The organism is Allobosea sp. GW821-FHT09G06, from assembly GCF_059416005.1.
This window is the reverse complement of sequence record NZ_JBWKOI010000002.1, coordinates 242,502-257,321: the sequence shown is the minus strand read 5'-3', so window position 1 is coordinate 257,321 and position 14,820 is coordinate 242,502. Positions and strand designations below refer to the sequence as shown.

At 67.0% G+C, this 14,820-nt stretch carries 13 protein-coding genes; 8 read left to right on the top strand and 5 right to left on the bottom strand.

All coding sequences use genetic code 11. The annotated features are described in order from the left end of the window. Window positions 1–76 precede the first annotated feature (76 nt). A complete protein-coding gene (locus tag AC07NY_RS11375) occupies window positions 77–1,108 on the bottom strand; it encodes an LLM class flavin-dependent oxidoreductase (RefSeq protein ID WP_494583933.1) in 1,032 nt (343 codons plus the stop codon). Between the two features lie 209 nt (window positions 1,109–1,317). Here AC07NY_RS11375 and AC07NY_RS11370 point away from each other — a divergent pair, with 209 nt between their 5' ends. The 7 genes from AC07NY_RS11370 (at window position 1,318) to AC07NY_RS11340 (ending at window position 10,229) form a co-directional block, all read left to right on the top strand. Beyond that, window positions 1,318–2,232 carry a LysR family transcriptional regulator gene (locus tag AC07NY_RS11370; RefSeq protein WP_494583932.1) on the top strand — a complete coding sequence of 305 codons (915 nt, stop codon included), beginning with the start codon at window positions 1,318–1,320 and terminating at the stop codon, window positions 2,230–2,232. Window positions 2,233–2,459: 227 nt separating this feature from the next. Next, window positions 2,460–2,936: an NAD(P)H-dependent oxidoreductase subunit E gene (locus AC07NY_RS11365; RefSeq protein ID WP_494583931.1), complete on the top strand. Its 477-nt coding sequence runs from the start codon at window positions 2,460–2,462 to the stop codon at window positions 2,934–2,936. After that, window positions 2,933–4,498 carry a formate dehydrogenase beta subunit gene (locus AC07NY_RS11360; RefSeq protein WP_494583930.1) on the top strand — a complete coding sequence of 522 codons (1,566 nt, stop codon included), beginning with the start codon at window positions 2,933–2,935 and terminating at the stop codon, window positions 4,496–4,498. Before AC07NY_RS11365 ends, AC07NY_RS11360 begins: the two co-directional genes overlap by 4 nt. Window positions 4,499–4,508: 10 nt before the next feature. Further along, window positions 4,509–7,391, top strand: coding sequence for a formate dehydrogenase subunit alpha (gene fdhF, locus AC07NY_RS11355; RefSeq protein ID WP_494583929.1), 2,883 nt, complete (start codon window positions 4,509–4,511; stop codon window positions 7,389–7,391). Beyond that, the gene (fdhD, locus tag AC07NY_RS11350; RefSeq protein ID WP_494583928.1) at window positions 7,378–8,220 is read left to right on the top strand and encodes a formate dehydrogenase accessory sulfurtransferase FdhD; all 843 of its coding nucleotides are present in this window, start codon (window positions 7,378–7,380) and stop codon (window positions 8,218–8,220) included. The genes fdhF and fdhD overlap by 14 nt, the downstream gene beginning before the upstream one ends. Further along, complete coding sequence (locus AC07NY_RS11345) at window positions 8,217–8,474, top strand: formate dehydrogenase subunit delta (RefSeq protein WP_494583927.1); 258 nt, start codon at window positions 8,217–8,219, stop codon at window positions 8,472–8,474. Before fdhD ends, AC07NY_RS11345 begins: the two co-directional genes overlap by 4 nt. A 96-nt stretch (window positions 8,475–8,570) precedes the next feature. Then, the gene (locus tag AC07NY_RS11340) at window positions 8,571–10,229 is read left to right on the top strand and encodes an OFA family MFS transporter (protein WP_494583926.1); all 1,659 of its coding nucleotides are present in this window, start codon (window positions 8,571–8,573) and stop codon (window positions 10,227–10,229) included. 88 nt (window positions 10,230–10,317) lie between these two features. On the opposite strand, the gene AC07NY_RS11335 is transcribed toward AC07NY_RS11340, so the two are convergent. Then, the gene (locus AC07NY_RS11335; protein WP_492287597.1) at window positions 10,318–10,614 is read right to left on the bottom strand and encodes an antibiotic biosynthesis monooxygenase family protein; all 297 of its coding nucleotides are present in this window, start codon (window positions 10,612–10,614) and stop codon (window positions 10,318–10,320) included. 144 nt (window positions 10,615–10,758) lie between these two features. Here AC07NY_RS11335 and AC07NY_RS11330 point away from each other — a divergent pair, with 144 nt between their 5' ends. Then, window positions 10,759–11,190 (top strand): OsmC family protein, encoded by a 432-nt coding sequence (locus AC07NY_RS11330; protein ID WP_494583925.1) that lies wholly within the window; start codon window positions 10,759–10,761, stop codon window positions 11,188–11,190. Between the two features lie 156 nt (window positions 11,191–11,346). Here the strand turns inward: AC07NY_RS11330 and AC07NY_RS11325 are convergent, their stop codons facing one another. The 3 genes from AC07NY_RS11325 to AC07NY_RS11315 are packed head-to-tail and all read right to left on the bottom strand — an operon-like array spanning window position 11,347 to window position 14,793. Further along, a complete protein-coding gene (locus tag AC07NY_RS11325; protein ID WP_494583924.1) occupies window positions 11,347–12,351 on the bottom strand; it encodes an ABC transporter ATP-binding protein in 1,005 nt (334 codons plus the stop codon). Beyond that, complete coding sequence (locus AC07NY_RS11320) at window positions 12,344–13,333, bottom strand: ABC transporter ATP-binding protein (protein WP_492287594.1); 990 nt, start codon at window positions 13,331–13,333, stop codon at window positions 12,344–12,346. The genes AC07NY_RS11325 and AC07NY_RS11320 overlap by 8 nt, the downstream gene beginning before the upstream one ends. After that, the gene (locus AC07NY_RS11315; protein ID WP_494584668.1) at window positions 13,330–14,793 is read right to left on the bottom strand and encodes an amidohydrolase family protein; all 1,464 of its coding nucleotides are present in this window, start codon (window positions 14,791–14,793) and stop codon (window positions 13,330–13,332) included. Before AC07NY_RS11315 ends, AC07NY_RS11320 begins: the two co-directional genes overlap by 4 nt. Window positions 14,794–14,820 lie beyond the last annotated feature (27 nt).

Below are 14,820 nucleotides of genomic sequence, written 5' to 3'. Positions count from 1 at the left end.
TTCTTCAGCCTCACCGGCCTGAGATTCTCGGGTCTCCGCTTCGCTCCGCCCGAGAATGACGGCCTCTGTCAACGCTCTATCCCAGCATCTCCCGCACCAGCGGCACGACCTTCTCGCCGTAGAGCCGGATGCACTCCATCGCCTTCTCGTGCTCCAGCGGGCCGGCGCTGTACTTGAGCTGGAACCGGGCGATGCCCAGGCCCTTCGCCGTCGCGGCGATCTTGCGGGCCACCGTCTCGGGCGAGCCGAGATAGAGCGAGCCGCGCGCGACCTCCTGCTCGAACTCGTCACGGCCCATCGGCGGCCAGCCGCGCTCAGAGCCAATGCGATCGCGCATCTGCTTGTAGGCCGGGAAGAACTCTTCCTTGGCCTGCTCGTCGGTCGCCGCGACATAGCCCGGCGAATGCACGCCGACGGGCTTGGCCGGCTTGCCGATCTGGCCATAGGCGCGGTGGTACAAGTCCACGAATGGCTTGAAGCGCAGCGGATCGCCGCCGATGATGGCAAGCATCAGGGGCAGGTCGTAGCGCACCGCGCGCACCACCGATTCCGGGCTGCCGCCGACGCCGATCCAGGTCTTGAGCGGACCATGCTCGATCGGAGGATAGACCAGCTGGTCCTTGAGCGGCGGGCGGATCGAGCCCTGCCAGGTCAGGGGCTCCTGCGGCAGCAGGCCGGCGAAGAGGTCGAGCTTCTCCTCGAACAGCTTCTCGTAATCCCGCAGGTCGAGGCCGAAGAGCGGGAAGGACTCGGTGAAGGACCCCCGGCCGAGGATGACCTCGGCGCGGCCGTTCGAGAGCGCATCGACGGTCGCGAAACGCTGGAAGACGCGGATCGGATCGTCCGAGCTCAGCACGGTCACGGCCGAGCCGAGCTTGATCCGGCTGGTGCGCGTGGCCATGCCGGCCAGCACCGTCTCCGGCGAGGACACCGCGAAATCGGCGCGGTGATGCTCGCCGACACCGATGAAATCGATGCCGACCTGATCGGCCAGGACGGCTTCGTCGACAAGATTGCGGATCACCTGCGCATGCGGCAGCGGCTTGCCATCCGCTCCATTGGTGACGTCGCCGAAGGTGTCGAGCCCGAATTCCAGTTCCTGTGCCATGATCATCCCGAGGCCGCAGAGCGACCCTTTGCCTGCCGGCCATCCCGGCTTCCGGGAATTAGGGTCGGGATTGCCGCAGCGCAATTCTCCAGGCGTTGCCCTGCCAGCAACAGCCTGTTTGCAGGAATGCAACCGCCGCGCTTGCATCGCCCGCGCAAGCTGCCGATGCTCGGGCGCGCGGCGACACCGGCCGCGGCCGAAACGATGCCATGATCATTCGCCAGCTGGTCTATCTCGATGCGCTCGCCCGCGAGAAGCATTTCCGCCGCGCGGCCGAGGCCTGCCATGTCTCGCAGCCGACACTCTCGGCCGCGATCGTGCAGCTCGAGGAGGAGCTCGGCGTGATGATCGTGGAGCGCGGGCGGCGCTTCCAGGGCTTCACCAAGGAGGGCGAGGTCGTGCTCGCCCATGCCCGCCGCATCCTGGCCGAGGCCGAGGTGATGAAGGATTCGATCGCCGAACTGCGCGAAGGCGTCTCGGGTCGCGTCCGGCTCGGCGCGATCCCAACGGCGCTGCCGATGATCGCCCATATCACCGCGCCGTTCTCGGAGCGCTATCCGGCGGTGTCGCTGACCGTGCTCTCGCTGACCTCGCAGGAAATCCAGGAGCGGATCGACAATTTCGAGCTCGATGTCGGCCTGACCTATCTCGACAACGAACCGCTCGACCGGGTGATCTCCAAACCGATCTACCAGGAATCCTATGTGCTGCTGACGCGCGAGGACGGGCCGCTCGGCGCGCGCGACACCATCTCCTGGGTCGAGGCGGCCGAGCAGAAGCTCTGCCTGCTCACCGGCGACATGCAGAACCGGCGCATCATCGACGGCATCTTCCGCTCGGTCGGCACCGCGCCGCGCCCGTCCATCGAGACCAACTCGATCTTCAACCTCTGTTCGCATGCCGGCATCCAGGGCATCGCCAGCATCGTCTCGCTGCAATTGCTGGAGTTCTTCGGCGTGCCGCTCGGCACCAAGGCGCTATCGCTGGTCGAGCCGGAGGCACAGCGGACGATCGGGCTGATCGTGGCGGACCGTCAGCCGGTGGCGCCGCTCGCGCGCAACCTCCTGATGATGACGAAGCCGGTGACCGATGCGCGGCTGCCGCGGCGCCCGATCGTACGATAGAGTTCGTCTATCGTCTTAGAAGCAGCACAGCATTGTGCGGCGCAAAACGACCCCATCACGAAATTTTCGAGGCGTGACGCGCTGGCCATGGAGCGATAGCGGCCTCTCATCGCGTATATTGATAGTTAAAATCTATCACGCCTTCGAAAGAAACGATTTGAAATCATTCCAGTTTCAACCACCCTCCCCTTAACGAGCGTCCGGCGAACCGGGCCTATGGAGGAAAGATGGCGGCTTATCCGGCCTGGAATCAGGACAGCGCACGCATGATCGTCGCGGGGCTGGCGCATCTGGAAGGCGCCACGCTGCCGATGCTGCACGCCCTGCAGGACGAGTTCGGCTATGTCGATCCGCAAGCCGTGCCATTGATCGCGGAGGTACTGAACCTGTCGCGCGCCGAGGTCCATGGCGCGATCTCCTTCTATCACGACTTCAAGACCGCCCCGCAGCCGGCCCGCATCGTCAAGCTCTGCCGGGCGGAAGCCTGCCAGGCTTTGGGCTGCGAAACGGTCGTCGATGACCTCGCCCGCACGCATGGCATCGCGGTCGACGATCACCATGCCGGCGACGCCATCGTCGAAACGGTGTATTGTCTCGGCAATTGCGCGCTCGGGCCCTCGGCCCTGGTCGATGGCGAGCTGATCGGACGCGTCGATGCAGCCCGCATCGCCGGGCTCTGCCAGCACGGAAGGGCGCATTCATGAGCGCCAACCCGGTCCGGATTTTCGTTCCCATCGACGCCGCCGCCCTGTCGGTCGGCGCGGAGGCCGTTGCGCAGGCCATTACCAACGAAGCGGCGGCGCGCGGCCTTTCCGTCGAGATCGTCCGCAACGGCTCGCGCGGCATGCTCTGGCTGGAGCCGATGGTCGAGGTCGAGGCGAACGAGGGCCGGATCGCCTATGGGCCGGTCGCGGCCAAGGACGTGCCCTCGCTTTTCGATGCCGGCCTCGTCACGGGCGGCGCGCATGGCTTGCGCCTCGGCAAGACCGAAGAGCTCGACTGGATGAAGCGCCAGCAACGCCTCACCTTCGAGCGCGTCGGCGTCATCGATCCGCTTTCGATCGCAGACTACCGGGCCCATGGCGGGTTCAAGGGGCTGGAAGCGGCGCTTGGCCTTACCGGCGGCGAGATCGTCGAGGCGGTGAAGGCATCGGGCCTGCGCGGACGCGGCGGCGCCGGCTTCCCCACCGGCATCAAGTGGAAGACGGTCCACGACGCCAGGGCGGAGCAGAAATACATCGTCTGCAATGCCGACGAGGGCGATAGCGGCACCTTCGCCGACCGCATGCTGTTCGAAGGCGACCCCTATCTCGTGATCGAGGGCATGGCGATCGCTGCGATCGCAGTCGGGGCGACGCGCGGCTACATCTACCTGCGCTCGGAATATCCGCATGCCCATCGCACGCTTCAGCGCGCGATCCTGAAGGCTGAGGCCGCGGGATTGATCGGCGCCTCGGTGCTGGGCTCGCAGCACGCTTTTCATCTGGAAGTGCGGCTCGGCGCAGGCGCCTATATCTGCGGCGAGGAGACCTCGCTTCTCGAAAGCCTCGAAGGCAAGCGCGCCATCGTCCGGGCCAAGCCGCCGCTGCCGGCCTTGCAAGGGCTCTTCGGCAAGCCGACCGTCGTCAACAACGTGCTCTCCTTCGCCGCCGTGCCGTGGATCATGGATTATGGCGCCCAGGCCTATGCCGATTACGGCATGGGCCGCTCGCGCGGCACGCTGCCGATCCAGCTCGGCGGCAATGTCAGGCGCGGCGGGCTGATCGAGCTCGCCTTCGGCATCTCGTTGCGCGAGATCATCGAGGATATGGGCGGCGGCACGCTCTCGGGCCGGCCGATCCGGGCCGTGCAGGTCGGCGGGCCGCTCGGCGCCTACCTCACGGCCGGGCAGCTCGACGTGCAGATGGATTACGAGGCGCTCGCCGCGATGCGCGCCATGCTCGGCCATGGCGGCATCGTCGTGTTCGACGACAGCGTCGACATGGCCAGGCAGGCCCGCTTCGCCTTCGAATTCTGCGCCAAGGAAAGCTGCGGCAAGTGCACGCCCTGCCGCATCGGCGCGACGCGCGGCGTCGAAACTATGGACCGCATCATCGCCGGCACCGAAGTTCCCAAGAACATCGCCGTGCTGCGCGATCTCTCGAAGCTGATGACCGATGCCTCCCTCTGCGCGATGGGGGGCCTTACCCCCATGCCGGTGCTGAGCGCGCTGAACCATTTCCCCGAGGATTTCGACCGTCCTCCGCTGCCAATGGCAGCCGAGTGAGGAGGCCACGATGAGCCTGATCAAGGAAATCGACTACGGCACGCCGATCCGGCTTTCCGAGAAGACGGTGACGCTGACTATCGACGGCCAGAGCGTCACGGTGCCGGCCGGCACCTCGGTGATGGCGGCGGCGATGAGCCTGGGCACCAAGATCCCCAAGCTTTGCGCCACCGACTCGCTCGAACCCTTCGGCTCCTGCCGGCTCTGCCTCGTCGAGATCGAGGGGCGGCGCGGCACGCCCGCTTCCTGCACCACGCCGGCGGAAGACGGCATGATCGTCCGCACCCAGTCGGAGAACCTCTCCGGCCTGCGCAAGGGCGTGATGGAGCTCTACATCTCCGACCATCCGCTGGACTGCCTGACCTGTTCGGCCAATGGCGATTGCGAATTGCAGGACATGGCCGGCGCGGTGGGCCTGCGCGAGGTGCGCTACGGCTATGAGGGCGAGAACCACGTCTTCGCCAAGGGCAAGGACGGCGCGGTCAACGAGAACTGGCTCGCGAAGGACACCTCCAACCCCTATTTCACCTACGACCCGTCGAAATGCATCGTCTGCAATCGTTGTGTGCGGGCCTGCGAGGAGGTGCAGGGCACCTTCGCGCTGACGATCACCGGCCGCGGCTTCGACTCGCGCGTCGCGGCGGGACCGACCGATTTCCTGGGATCCGAATGCGTCTCCTGCGGCGCCTGCGTGCAGGCCTGCCCGACGGCGACGCTGATGGAGAACAAGGTCATCGAGCATGGCCAGCCCGAGCATTCGGTGGTCACGACCTGCGCCTATTGCGGCGTCGGCTGCTCGTTCAAGGCGGAGATGCAGGGCGACCGCGTCATCCGCATGGTGCCCTACAAGGACGGCAAGGCGAACGAGGGCCATAGCTGCGTCAAGGGCCGCTTCGCCTGGGGCTATGCCACCCATACCGACCGCATGACCAAGCCGATGATCCGGGCGAAGATCACGGACCCGTGGCGCGAAGTGTCATGGGAAGAGGCGATCACCTACGCCGCGAGCGAGTTCAAGCGCATCCAGGCGAAGTACGGCCGAGAGTCCGTCGGCGCCATCACCTCGTCGCGCTGCACCAACGAGGAGGTCTTCCTCGTCCAGAAGCTGGTCCGCGCCGCCTTCCGCAACAACAATGTCGATACCTGCGCCCGCGTCTGTCACTCACCGACCGGCTATGGCCTGCGGACGACGCTCGGCACCTCGGCCGGCACGCAGGATTTCAAATCCGTCGCCAAATCCGACGTCATCCTCGTCATCGGCGCCAACCCGACCGACGGCCACCCGGTCTTCGCCTCGCGCATGAAGAAGCGCATCCGCGAGGGCGCCCGCCTGATCGTCGCCGATCCCCGCAAGATCGACATGGTGCAGTCCCCGCATGTGAAGGCGGATTACCATCTGCCGCTGAGGCCCGGCACCAATGTCGCGCTGCTCAATGCGCTCAGCCATGTCGTCGTCACCGAGGGGCTGATCGACGAGGCCTATGTGCGCGAGCGCTGCGATCTCGGCGATTTCGAGCACTGGGCCCGCTTCGTCGCCCGCGAGGAGAATTCGCCGGAGGCGAGCGAACAATATACCGGCGTGCCGGCGGCGGATGTGCGCGCCGCGGCGCGGCTCTATGCCACCGGCGGCAATGGCGCGATCTATTACGGGCTCGGCGTCACCGAACACAGCCAGGGCTCGACCACGGTGATGGCGATGGCCAACCTCGCCATGGCGACCGGTAATATCGGGCGCGACGGCGTCGGCATCAATCCGCTGCGCGGGCAGAACAATGTCCAGGGCTCCTGCGACATGGGCTCTTTCCCGCACGAATTCTCGGGCTATCGCCACGTCTCCGACGACTCGACCCGGCAGGTCTTCGAGATGCTCTGGGGCGTGCCGCTCGATCCCGAACAGGGCCTGCGCATCACCAACATGCTGGACGAGGCGGTCGGCGGCACCTTCAAGGGCCTCTATGTCCAGGGCGAGGACATCGCCCAGTCCGACCCGAACACCAAGCATGTCACGGCGGGCCTCGCCTCGATGGAATGCGTCGTCATCCAGGACATCTTCCTGAACGAGACGGCGAAATACGCCCATGTCTTCCTGCCGGGCGCCTCCTTCCTGGAGAAGGACGGCACCTTCACCAATGCCGAGCGGCGCATCAACCGCGTGCGGCAAGTGATGGCGCCGCTCGCCGGCAAGGACGAGTGGCAGGTCACGATCGACCTGGCCCGCGCGCTCGGCTACGAGATGAGCTACAGCCATCCCAGCGAGATCATGGACGAGATCGCGCGGCTGACGCCGAGCTTCGCCGGCGTCTCCTACGACAAGCTCGACAAGCTCGGCTCGGTGCAGTGGCCCTGCAACGACAAGGCGCCGACCGGCACGCCCCTGATGCATGTCGACCGCTTCGTGCGCGGCAAGGGCAAGTTCATGATCACCGAATACGTCCCGACCGACGAGCGGACGGGGCCGCGCTTCCCGTTGCTGCTCACCACCGGCCGTATCCTCTCGCAATACAATGTCGGCGCGCAGACCCGGCGCACCGAGAACGGCGCCTGGCATGACGAGGACGTGCTGGAGATCCATGCCTTCGACGCCGAGAGCCGCGGCATCCGCGACGGCGATCTCGTGGCGCTCGCCAGCCGCTCGGGCGACATCGCGCTCCGGGCCGTGATCTCCGAGCGCATGCAGCCGGGCGTGGTCTACACGACCTTCCACCATGCCAAGACCGGCGCCAACGTCATCACCACCGATTATTCGGACTGGGCGACGAACTGCCCGGAATACAAGGTCACCGCCGTCGAGGTTCGCCGCACCAATGCCTGGTCGGCCTGGCAGGAGAAGAATTTCGAGGAGGATGTGACCTTGCGCCGGATCGCGGAGCGCCTGCCCGATGCCGCGGAATAACCGCGAAGCCCAGCCGCCGGCTTCGGCCGCCGTCACGGCGCAGCCGCTGCGCTTCGGCGCGGAACGGGCGGATGCGCGCGAGATCGAGGTCGCGGTCGAGACGCCGATCAACATCGTCTACGGCAACATGCCCTATGCGGTGATGATGGCGAGCCCGTCCGATCTGGAGGATTTCGTTGCCGGATTCAGCCTGACCGAAGGCATCGTGCGCGGCGCGGACGAAATCCGATCTGTCAGCGTCGAGCCGAAGGACGAAGGGGTCATCGTCACGGTCGAGCTCGCGCCCGGCCGCTTCCGCGAGCACCTGGCGCGGCGGCGCAATCTCTCGGGCCGCACCTCCTGCGGACTCTGCGGGGTCGAGACCATCGAGGAGATCCCGATGGCCGATGCGGCGGCGCGGGCTTCGCGTGCCGTCTCCGCATCGGCGATCGAGGCCGCGCTCGCGGCGCTCGACAAGCATCAGCCGCTGAACCAGCTCACCCGCGCAGTCCATGGCGCCGCCTGGTGCGATGCCTCCGGCGCGATCCTGGCCGTGCGCGAGGATGTCGGCCGCCACAATGCGCTCGACAAGCTGATCGGCGCCCGGCTCCGCGCCGGGGCCGATGCCGGCGAAGGTTTCCTGCTCGTCACCAGCCGTGCCTCCTTCGAAATGGTCGAGAAGGCCGCGATCTTCGGCGCCGGCACGCTGGTTGCGATATCCGCGCCCACCTCGCTCGCGATCGAGCGCGCCCGACATCTCGGCCTGACGCTCGCCGCCGTGGCGCGTCGCGACGGCTGCATCGTCTTCACCGGTGCGCTCGCGCCCGAAACCGAGACGATCGCCCGATGACGGAGGCCGGCCTGACCACCGATCACCACGCCGAGAACGTCGAGAAGCTCCGGCGCATGGCCGGGCAGATCGCCGATTTCTTCAAGGCCTATCCGGAGGCGGAAGCGGCTGCTTCCGTCGCCGACCATATCAACCAGTTCTGGACCGGACGCATGCGCGGGGACTTCCTCGCCGCTTTCGCCAACCGGCCGGAGGACCTCACGCCCCTGCTGCGGCAAGCCCTGCCGCGGATCAGGCCGGGGCGCGGAGGTTAGCAGCCAGACGCCGGTTCTGCCGGCGATGAGAACACACAAGCGAGCTGGGACCCTACCCGGCCCGAACGGCGAAGCTTTGGGGAAAGGACACCGGGAATGAGCGTCGCACAGGATATCGGACAGGTCGGGGGCGGCATCGGCCTGCTCGACCGCGAACGGACTATCGCCAAGCCGGGCTTCAACCGCTGGCTCGTGCCACCGGCCGCGCTCTGCATCCATCTCTGCATCGGCATGGCCTATGGCTTCTCGGTGTTCTGGCTGCCGCTGAGCCAGGCGATCGGCATCACCAAGCCCGTCGCCTGCGCGGCGGATGTCGGCCTGATCGGCTCGCTCTTCACCACGGCCTGCGACTGGAAGGTCGCCGATCTCGGCTGGATGTACACGCTGTTCTTCGTCTTCCTGGGCTCCTCGGCCGCGATCTGGGGCGGCTGGCTCGAGCGCGTCGGACCGCGCAAGGCGGCTTTCGTCTCGACCTTGTGCTGGTGCGGCGGTCTCTTGATCTCGGCGCTGGGCATCTACACGCACCAGCTCTGGCTGATGTGGGTGGGCTCCGGCGTGATCGGCGGCATCGGTCTCGGCCTCGGCTATATCTCGCCGGTCTCGACGCTGGTGAAATGGTTCCCGGACCGGCGCGGCATGGCGACCGGCATGGCGATCATGGGCTTCGGCGGCGGCGCGATGATCGGCTCGCCGCTGGCGGACATGCTGATGAACACGTTCAAGACACCCGCCTCGGTCGGCGTCTGGCAGACCTTCGTCGCGATGGCCGCGATCTATTTCGTCTTCATGATGGCCGGCACCTTCGGCTATCGCGTGCCGCCGGCGAACTGGCGCCCGGAGGGCTGGACGCCGCCAGCGACCCAGAACGCGATGATCACCTCCGGCCATGTCCATCTCCAGAACGCGCACAAGACCAAGCAGTTCTGGCTGATCTGGGCCGTGCTCTGCCTCAACGTCTCCGCCGGCATCGGCGTGCTCGGCATGGCCTCGCCGATGTTGCAGGAGATCTTCGCGGGCTCGCTGATCGGCAAGCCGGAGATCGGCTTCGCCGCGCTCGATGCCGGGCAGAAGACGCAGATCGCCACGATCGCGGCGGCCTTCGTCGGCCTGCTCTCGCTGTTCAACATCGTCGGGCGCTTCTTCTGGGCCTCGCTCTCGGACAAGCTCGGGCGCAAGCTGACCTATGCCACCTTCTTCGGGCTCGGCATCCTGCTCTATGCGCTCTCGCCCTGGGCGGCGCATGCCGGATCGCTCGCGCTCTTCGTCGGCTTTTTCTGCATCATCCTGTCGATGTATGGCGGCGGCTTCGCGACGGTCCCGGCCTATCTCGCCGACATGTTCGGCACGCAGTTCGTCGGCGCCATCCATGGCCGCCTGCTGACGGCGTGGTCGACCGCCGGCATCATCGGCCCGGTCGTCGTGAACTACATCCGCGAGGCGCAGATCAATGCCGGGGTGCCGCGTGCGCAGGTCTACGACCGCACCATGTATATCCTCGCCGGCATGCTGGTGCTCGGCTTCCTCTGCAACCTGCTGGTGCGCCCGGTCGCGACCAAATGGTTCATGAAGGATGCCGAGGTCGCAGCGCTCCAGAAGCGGTCGGCGAGCGTCGACGCGACGGCCCATTACGGCTCCTACGGCATCGGCAAGGGCGGTTTCAACGGCCCGGCCCTGCTCGCCTGGGCGGTCGTCGGCCTGCCGATCGCCTGGGGCGTCTGGATCACGCTGTCGAAGTCGCTGGCGCTGTTCCGCTGAGCGGCGAGATCACCGGCCAATCCGAGGGCCCGCATCGAGCGATCGGTGCGGGCCTTCCGCTTTTGCAACGAAGCTGTCGAGCGGCGCCCTATTTCAGCGAGACGGCAACCGACCCGGCGATCGGATCGGTGACGCCGAGCCCGTTGCCGAGATCATCGAGCGTATGGCGGAAGCTGTTGAGCGTGGCGATCATCTGCGGGCGTGCCGCCACCATCGCCTCGAAACTCTCCCATTCCGCGATGATGCAGTAGCGCCCCTCGCCGGCCGCGATGATGTTGGCGTGCCGCAGGCCCGGCCAGTCCTCGGCGATCTTGTTGTGAGCGTCGAGGAAGGCGGTCTCCATCCCCGGCTTCACCTTGAAACGAACGGCGTTGAATGCGGTCATGACAGCCTCCAGCGTTCGGAGCGATGACCTTAGGGCAATTCAGAGCCTTTGTCGTCACGATGAACCGGACTCGCGCTGGACCGTTGTCAAAGGGTAGCGTTCCAGCCGCAAAGTACCGATCCAACCAGAACGGGAGACAGCATCATGGCGATCAACAAGACCGGCGCGGCCCATTGGGAGGGCGGCATCAAGGACGGCAAGGGCACGATCTCGACCGAGACCAAGGCGCTCGACGCCTACCCTTACGGCTTTGCCAGCCGCTTCGAAGGCAAGCCCGGCAGCAACCCCGAGGAGCTGATCGGCGCCGCGCATGCCGCCTGCTTCACCATGGCGCTCTCGCTCATCCTGGGAGAAGCCAATCTCAAGGCCGATGCGCTCGACACCACCGCGCGCGTGACGCTCGACAAGCTCGACGACGGCTACGCGATCACCGCGATCCACCTGACGCTGAAGGGCAAGGTACCTGGCGCCGACCAGGCGACCTTCCAGTCCCTGGCCGACAAGGCCAAGGCCGGCTGCCCGCTTTCCAAGCTGTTCAAGGCGCCGATCACGCTGGAAGCGACGCTGGCCGATTGAGGCTGACGATCTCTGACGGACACAACGCGTCATCCCGGACAAGCCGCGAAGCGGCGCCGATCCGGGATCCATCGTAGAGCTTCGGAGCCCTCCGATGGATCCCGGGGCAAGCCCGGGATGACGAAGCGGTTCCGAGCGTAACCAGAACGCCCCGCCTCAGGCGAAGTGGCAGGAGACGCTGACCTCGCCGAGCTTGCGCAACTCCGGGCGGTCGACGCGGCAGCGGTCGGCGGCCTGGGCGCAGCGCGGGTTGAAGGTGCAACCGGCCGGCGGGCTGATCGGGCTCGGCACCTCGCCCGACATCGGCCGGCGTTCCCGGTTCGGGCGCTCGACATCGGGGATCGTGTCGAGCAGCAGGCGGGTATAGGGGTGCTGCGGCCGGGTGAAGACCTGCTCGGCCGGACCCGCCTCGACGAAGCGGCCGAGATACATGATCGCGAGATCGTCCGACATGTGCCGGACGACCGAGAGATTGTGGCTGATGAAGAGATAGGTCAGCCCGAATTCCTTCTGCAGCCGGACCATCAGGTTGAGGATCTGCGCCTGCACGGAGACGTCGAGCGCCGAAGTCGGCTCGTCGCAAACGAGGAAGTCCGCCTCGGTCGCGAGAGCGCGCGCAATCGAGATGCGCTGGCGCTGGCCGCCGGAGAAGGCGTGCGGATAGCGGCTCGCATCGGTGCGCGACAGGCCGACCACTTCGAGCAGGTCTCCGACGCGCTGCTGGATGGCCGCCTCGTCGGCGCGCAGGTTCAGCTCGCGGATCGGTTCCGCGATGATGTCGCCAACACGCCAGCGCGGATTGAGCGAGGCATAAGGGTCCTGGAAGATCATCTGCACGCGCGGCGGGCCGATGGTGCCGTCGGCGCGGCGGATGTCGCGGAAGCTGAGCTTGCCCTCGGTCGGCCGCTGGAGGCCGACGACCATGCGGGCGAGCGTCGACTTCCCGCAGCCGGATTCGCCGACGATGCTGTAGGTGGTGCCGCGCCTGACCGTGAAGGAGACGCTCTCGACCGCGCGCAGGATGCGTCGCGGCTCCTTCGAGAACAGCCGCGACAGGGCCGGCGCCGAGACGTCGAAGCGGCAGCAGGCCGCCTCGACATCGAGGATGATGTCGTCGCCGGCGGCTTGGGCGGGAGCGAGCGTCGAAACCTGCTCAAGCATGGGCCGCCTCCTTCAGGGGAAAATGGCAGGCGGCAGCATGCCCGGCCAAGGGCAGGCCGGGCTTGTGCTCGCGGCAGAAATCCTCCGCCCGGCCGCAGCGCGGGTTGAAGGCGCAGCCCGGCGGGATGGCATTGAGGCGCGGCATAGCGCCGTCGATCTGGTTGAGATGCTCGTGCCGGACATGGACGCTCGGGATCGAGGCCATCAAGCCGGCGGTATAAGGGTGGCTCGGCCGGCGCGTCACCTCCTGGACCGGGCCGATCTCGACGATGCGGCCGGCATACATCACCGCAACCCGGTCAGCGGTCTCGGCGATCACGCCCATGTCATGGGTGACCAGCATGATCGCCGTGCCGTGCTCGCGACAAAGCCGCTTCAGCAAGGTGGTGATCTGCGCCTGGATCGAGACGTCGAGCGCGGTCGTCGGCTCATCGGCGATGATCAGCGAGGGCTCGGCGCAGAGCGCGAGCGCGATGACGACGCGCTGGCGCATGCCGCCGGAGAACTGATGCGGGAAATGGTCGATCCGCGTCTCGGCGGCGGGGATACCGACCTCCTTGAGCAGGTCGAGCGCGCGCTTGCGCGCCTCCGCCCGGCTGACCGGCAGATGGGTCAGGATGGTCTCGACGAGCTGGTCGCCGACCTTGAGCAAAGGATGCAGCGAGGTCAGCGGGTCCTGGAAGATCGCGCCGATGCGCCGGCCGCGCAGCTTGCGCATCTGCTCCGCCGGCAGGTTGTCGATGCGCTGGCCGGAGAGATGGATCTCGCCGCCGGCGACACGGCCCGGCGGATCGAGCAGGCCGATCACCGCCGTGCCGGTCAGGGACTTTCCGGCCCCGGATTCGCCGACCACGCCGAGGATCTCGCCCGGCGCGATGTCGAAGGAGACGCCGTCCAGCGCGGTCAACGGGCCGTGGCGGCCATCGAAGACGATGCGCAGGTCGCGGACGGACAGGAGAGGCGCGGCGGCGGGCGCGGTCATGCAGAGGCCTCGCTGCGTTCGATCGGGTAGCTCGACGAGAAGATCTCGCTCATCGGCGGGTGGCCGAGCGTGCGCTCGGGATAGCGCGCCATCACGCCCTCGAACTGCTTCTGGGCGCGGGCGTTGTCGGCGGCCTCGTCCTGGCCGGGGATCGCCCGGTTCTCCATGACGAAGCGGCCGTCGATCACCACGGTCGCGAAGTCGCGGCCATGGCCGGTCAGCATCATCGTCTGGATGGGATCGATGACCTGACCGCTATGCGGCCGGTCGAATTCGAAGACGGTGATATCGGCGCGGGCGCCCGGCTGGAGGCGGCCGAGATCGGGCCGTTGCAGAGCATTCGCGCCGCCGAGGGTCGCCGCGTCGTAATAATCCTCGGAGCGCACGGCGCCGACATTGCCGGCCATGGTGCGGGAGAGGATCATGCCGGTCTGCATGTTCATCACCATGTCGGGCGGCGCGGTATCGGTGCCCATGGCGATGTTGAGGCCCATGGCGCGATAGCTGCCGAAATGATTGATGGTGCCGCCGTGCCGGCCCGAGACGAGCGGGCAATGCACGATGCTGGCGCCGGAATCGCGGATGATCTCAAGGTCGCGGCCGGGGCGGTCGATCAGGCGGCTGCCGGAGACGACGGTGCCATGCGGCAACAGGCAGCGCTCGTTGAGGAAGCCAAGGCTCTCCAGCCATTCCGGCGGGCTCATGCCGTGCTGGGCGAGGACGAGGTCGTACTCGATCTTCGACTGGCAGCAATGGAGCCGGACGGGGATGTCGAACTCGCGCGAGGCAGCCGCCGTGCGGCGCAAAAGCTCGGCCGTCGAGGTCTCGATGCGGTCCGGCGCGAACATCGCGCGGATCAGGCCGCCGGCGACGCCCTCATGGCGCCTGGCGAAATCGATCGCCGCATCGAGCTCGGCGAGGCCGCGGTCTTCCTCGTAATAGGTGACGACGCGCCCGTCGCTTTCGACGACCTGATTGCCGGTGCGATAGGCCGGGCCGAGATAGGCGCGCATGCCGAGATCGGCGGCGGCTTCCGCCGCATCCTCGAACTCCTGCACCGTCTCGCCCCAGGCGCGATAGAACAGCGAGGCGATCGGCAGCGCGGTGGTGATGCCGTTGCGGATCAACTGGGAGAAGGCATAGCGCTTCTGGAAGGCCAATTCCTCGCGCGTGTACATCTCGTAGGGACCGGCTTCGAGATAGCTGCGCGGCCAGACGCGGCCCTTCTTCCAGGCCGGCTGGTTGTCGTAGCCGAGGATCGTGGTGTCGAGATCCGAGAGCGCATCGCAATCGACGAAGCCCGGCCCGATCAGGGCATGGCCGTAATCGATGCGTCTGCTGACTTCGCCCGGGAAGCCGTGGCCGACGAAGACGACCTCGCCGTTCTCGAAGACGACCTCGCCATTCTCGTAGAGACGATGGCGGCCGTCCTTGTGGCCGACCACCCAGCGCGCGGTCATCAGGATGCGGCCTTCGGGGCGCTTCTT

Excerpts from the sequence above, each read along its gene's own strand:
- AC07NY_RS11375 (WP_494583933.1), bottom strand. The coding sequence starts at position 1,108 with ATGGCACAGGAACTGGAATTCGGGCTCGACACCTTCGGCGACGTCACC.
- AC07NY_RS11370 (WP_494583932.1), top strand. The coding sequence starts at position 1,318 with ATGATCATTCGCCAGCTGGTCTATCTCGATGCGCTCGCCCGCGAGAAG.
- AC07NY_RS11365 (WP_494583931.1), top strand. The coding sequence starts at position 2,460 with ATGGCGGCTTATCCGGCCTGGAATCAGGACAGCGCACGCATGATCGTC.
- AC07NY_RS11360 (WP_494583930.1), top strand. The coding sequence starts at position 2,933 with ATGAGCGCCAACCCGGTCCGGATTTTCGTTCCCATCGACGCCGCCGCC.
- fdhF (WP_494583929.1), top strand. The coding sequence starts at position 4,509 with ATGAGCCTGATCAAGGAAATCGACTACGGCACGCCGATCCGGCTTTCC.
- fdhD (WP_494583928.1), top strand. The coding sequence starts at position 7,378 with ATGCCGCGGAATAACCGCGAAGCCCAGCCGCCGGCTTCGGCCGCCGTC.
- AC07NY_RS11345 (WP_494583927.1), top strand. The coding sequence starts at position 8,217 with ATGACGGAGGCCGGCCTGACCACCGATCACCACGCCGAGAACGTCGAG.
- AC07NY_RS11340 (WP_494583926.1), top strand. The coding sequence starts at position 8,571 with ATGAGCGTCGCACAGGATATCGGACAGGTCGGGGGCGGCATCGGCCTG.
- AC07NY_RS11335 (WP_492287597.1), bottom strand. The coding sequence starts at position 10,614 with ATGACCGCATTCAACGCCGTTCGTTTCAAGGTGAAGCCGGGGATGGAG.
- AC07NY_RS11330 (WP_494583925.1), top strand. The coding sequence starts at position 10,759 with ATGGCGATCAACAAGACCGGCGCGGCCCATTGGGAGGGCGGCATCAAG.
- AC07NY_RS11325 (WP_494583924.1), bottom strand. The coding sequence starts at position 12,351 with ATGCTTGAGCAGGTTTCGACGCTCGCTCCCGCCCAAGCCGCCGGCGAC.
- AC07NY_RS11320 (WP_492287594.1), bottom strand. The coding sequence starts at position 13,333 with ATGACCGCGCCCGCCGCCGCGCCTCTCCTGTCCGTCCGCGACCTGCGC.
- AC07NY_RS11315 (WP_494584668.1), bottom strand. The coding sequence starts at position 14,793 with ATGACCGCGCGCTGGGTGGTCGGCCACAAGGACGGCCGCCATCGTCTC.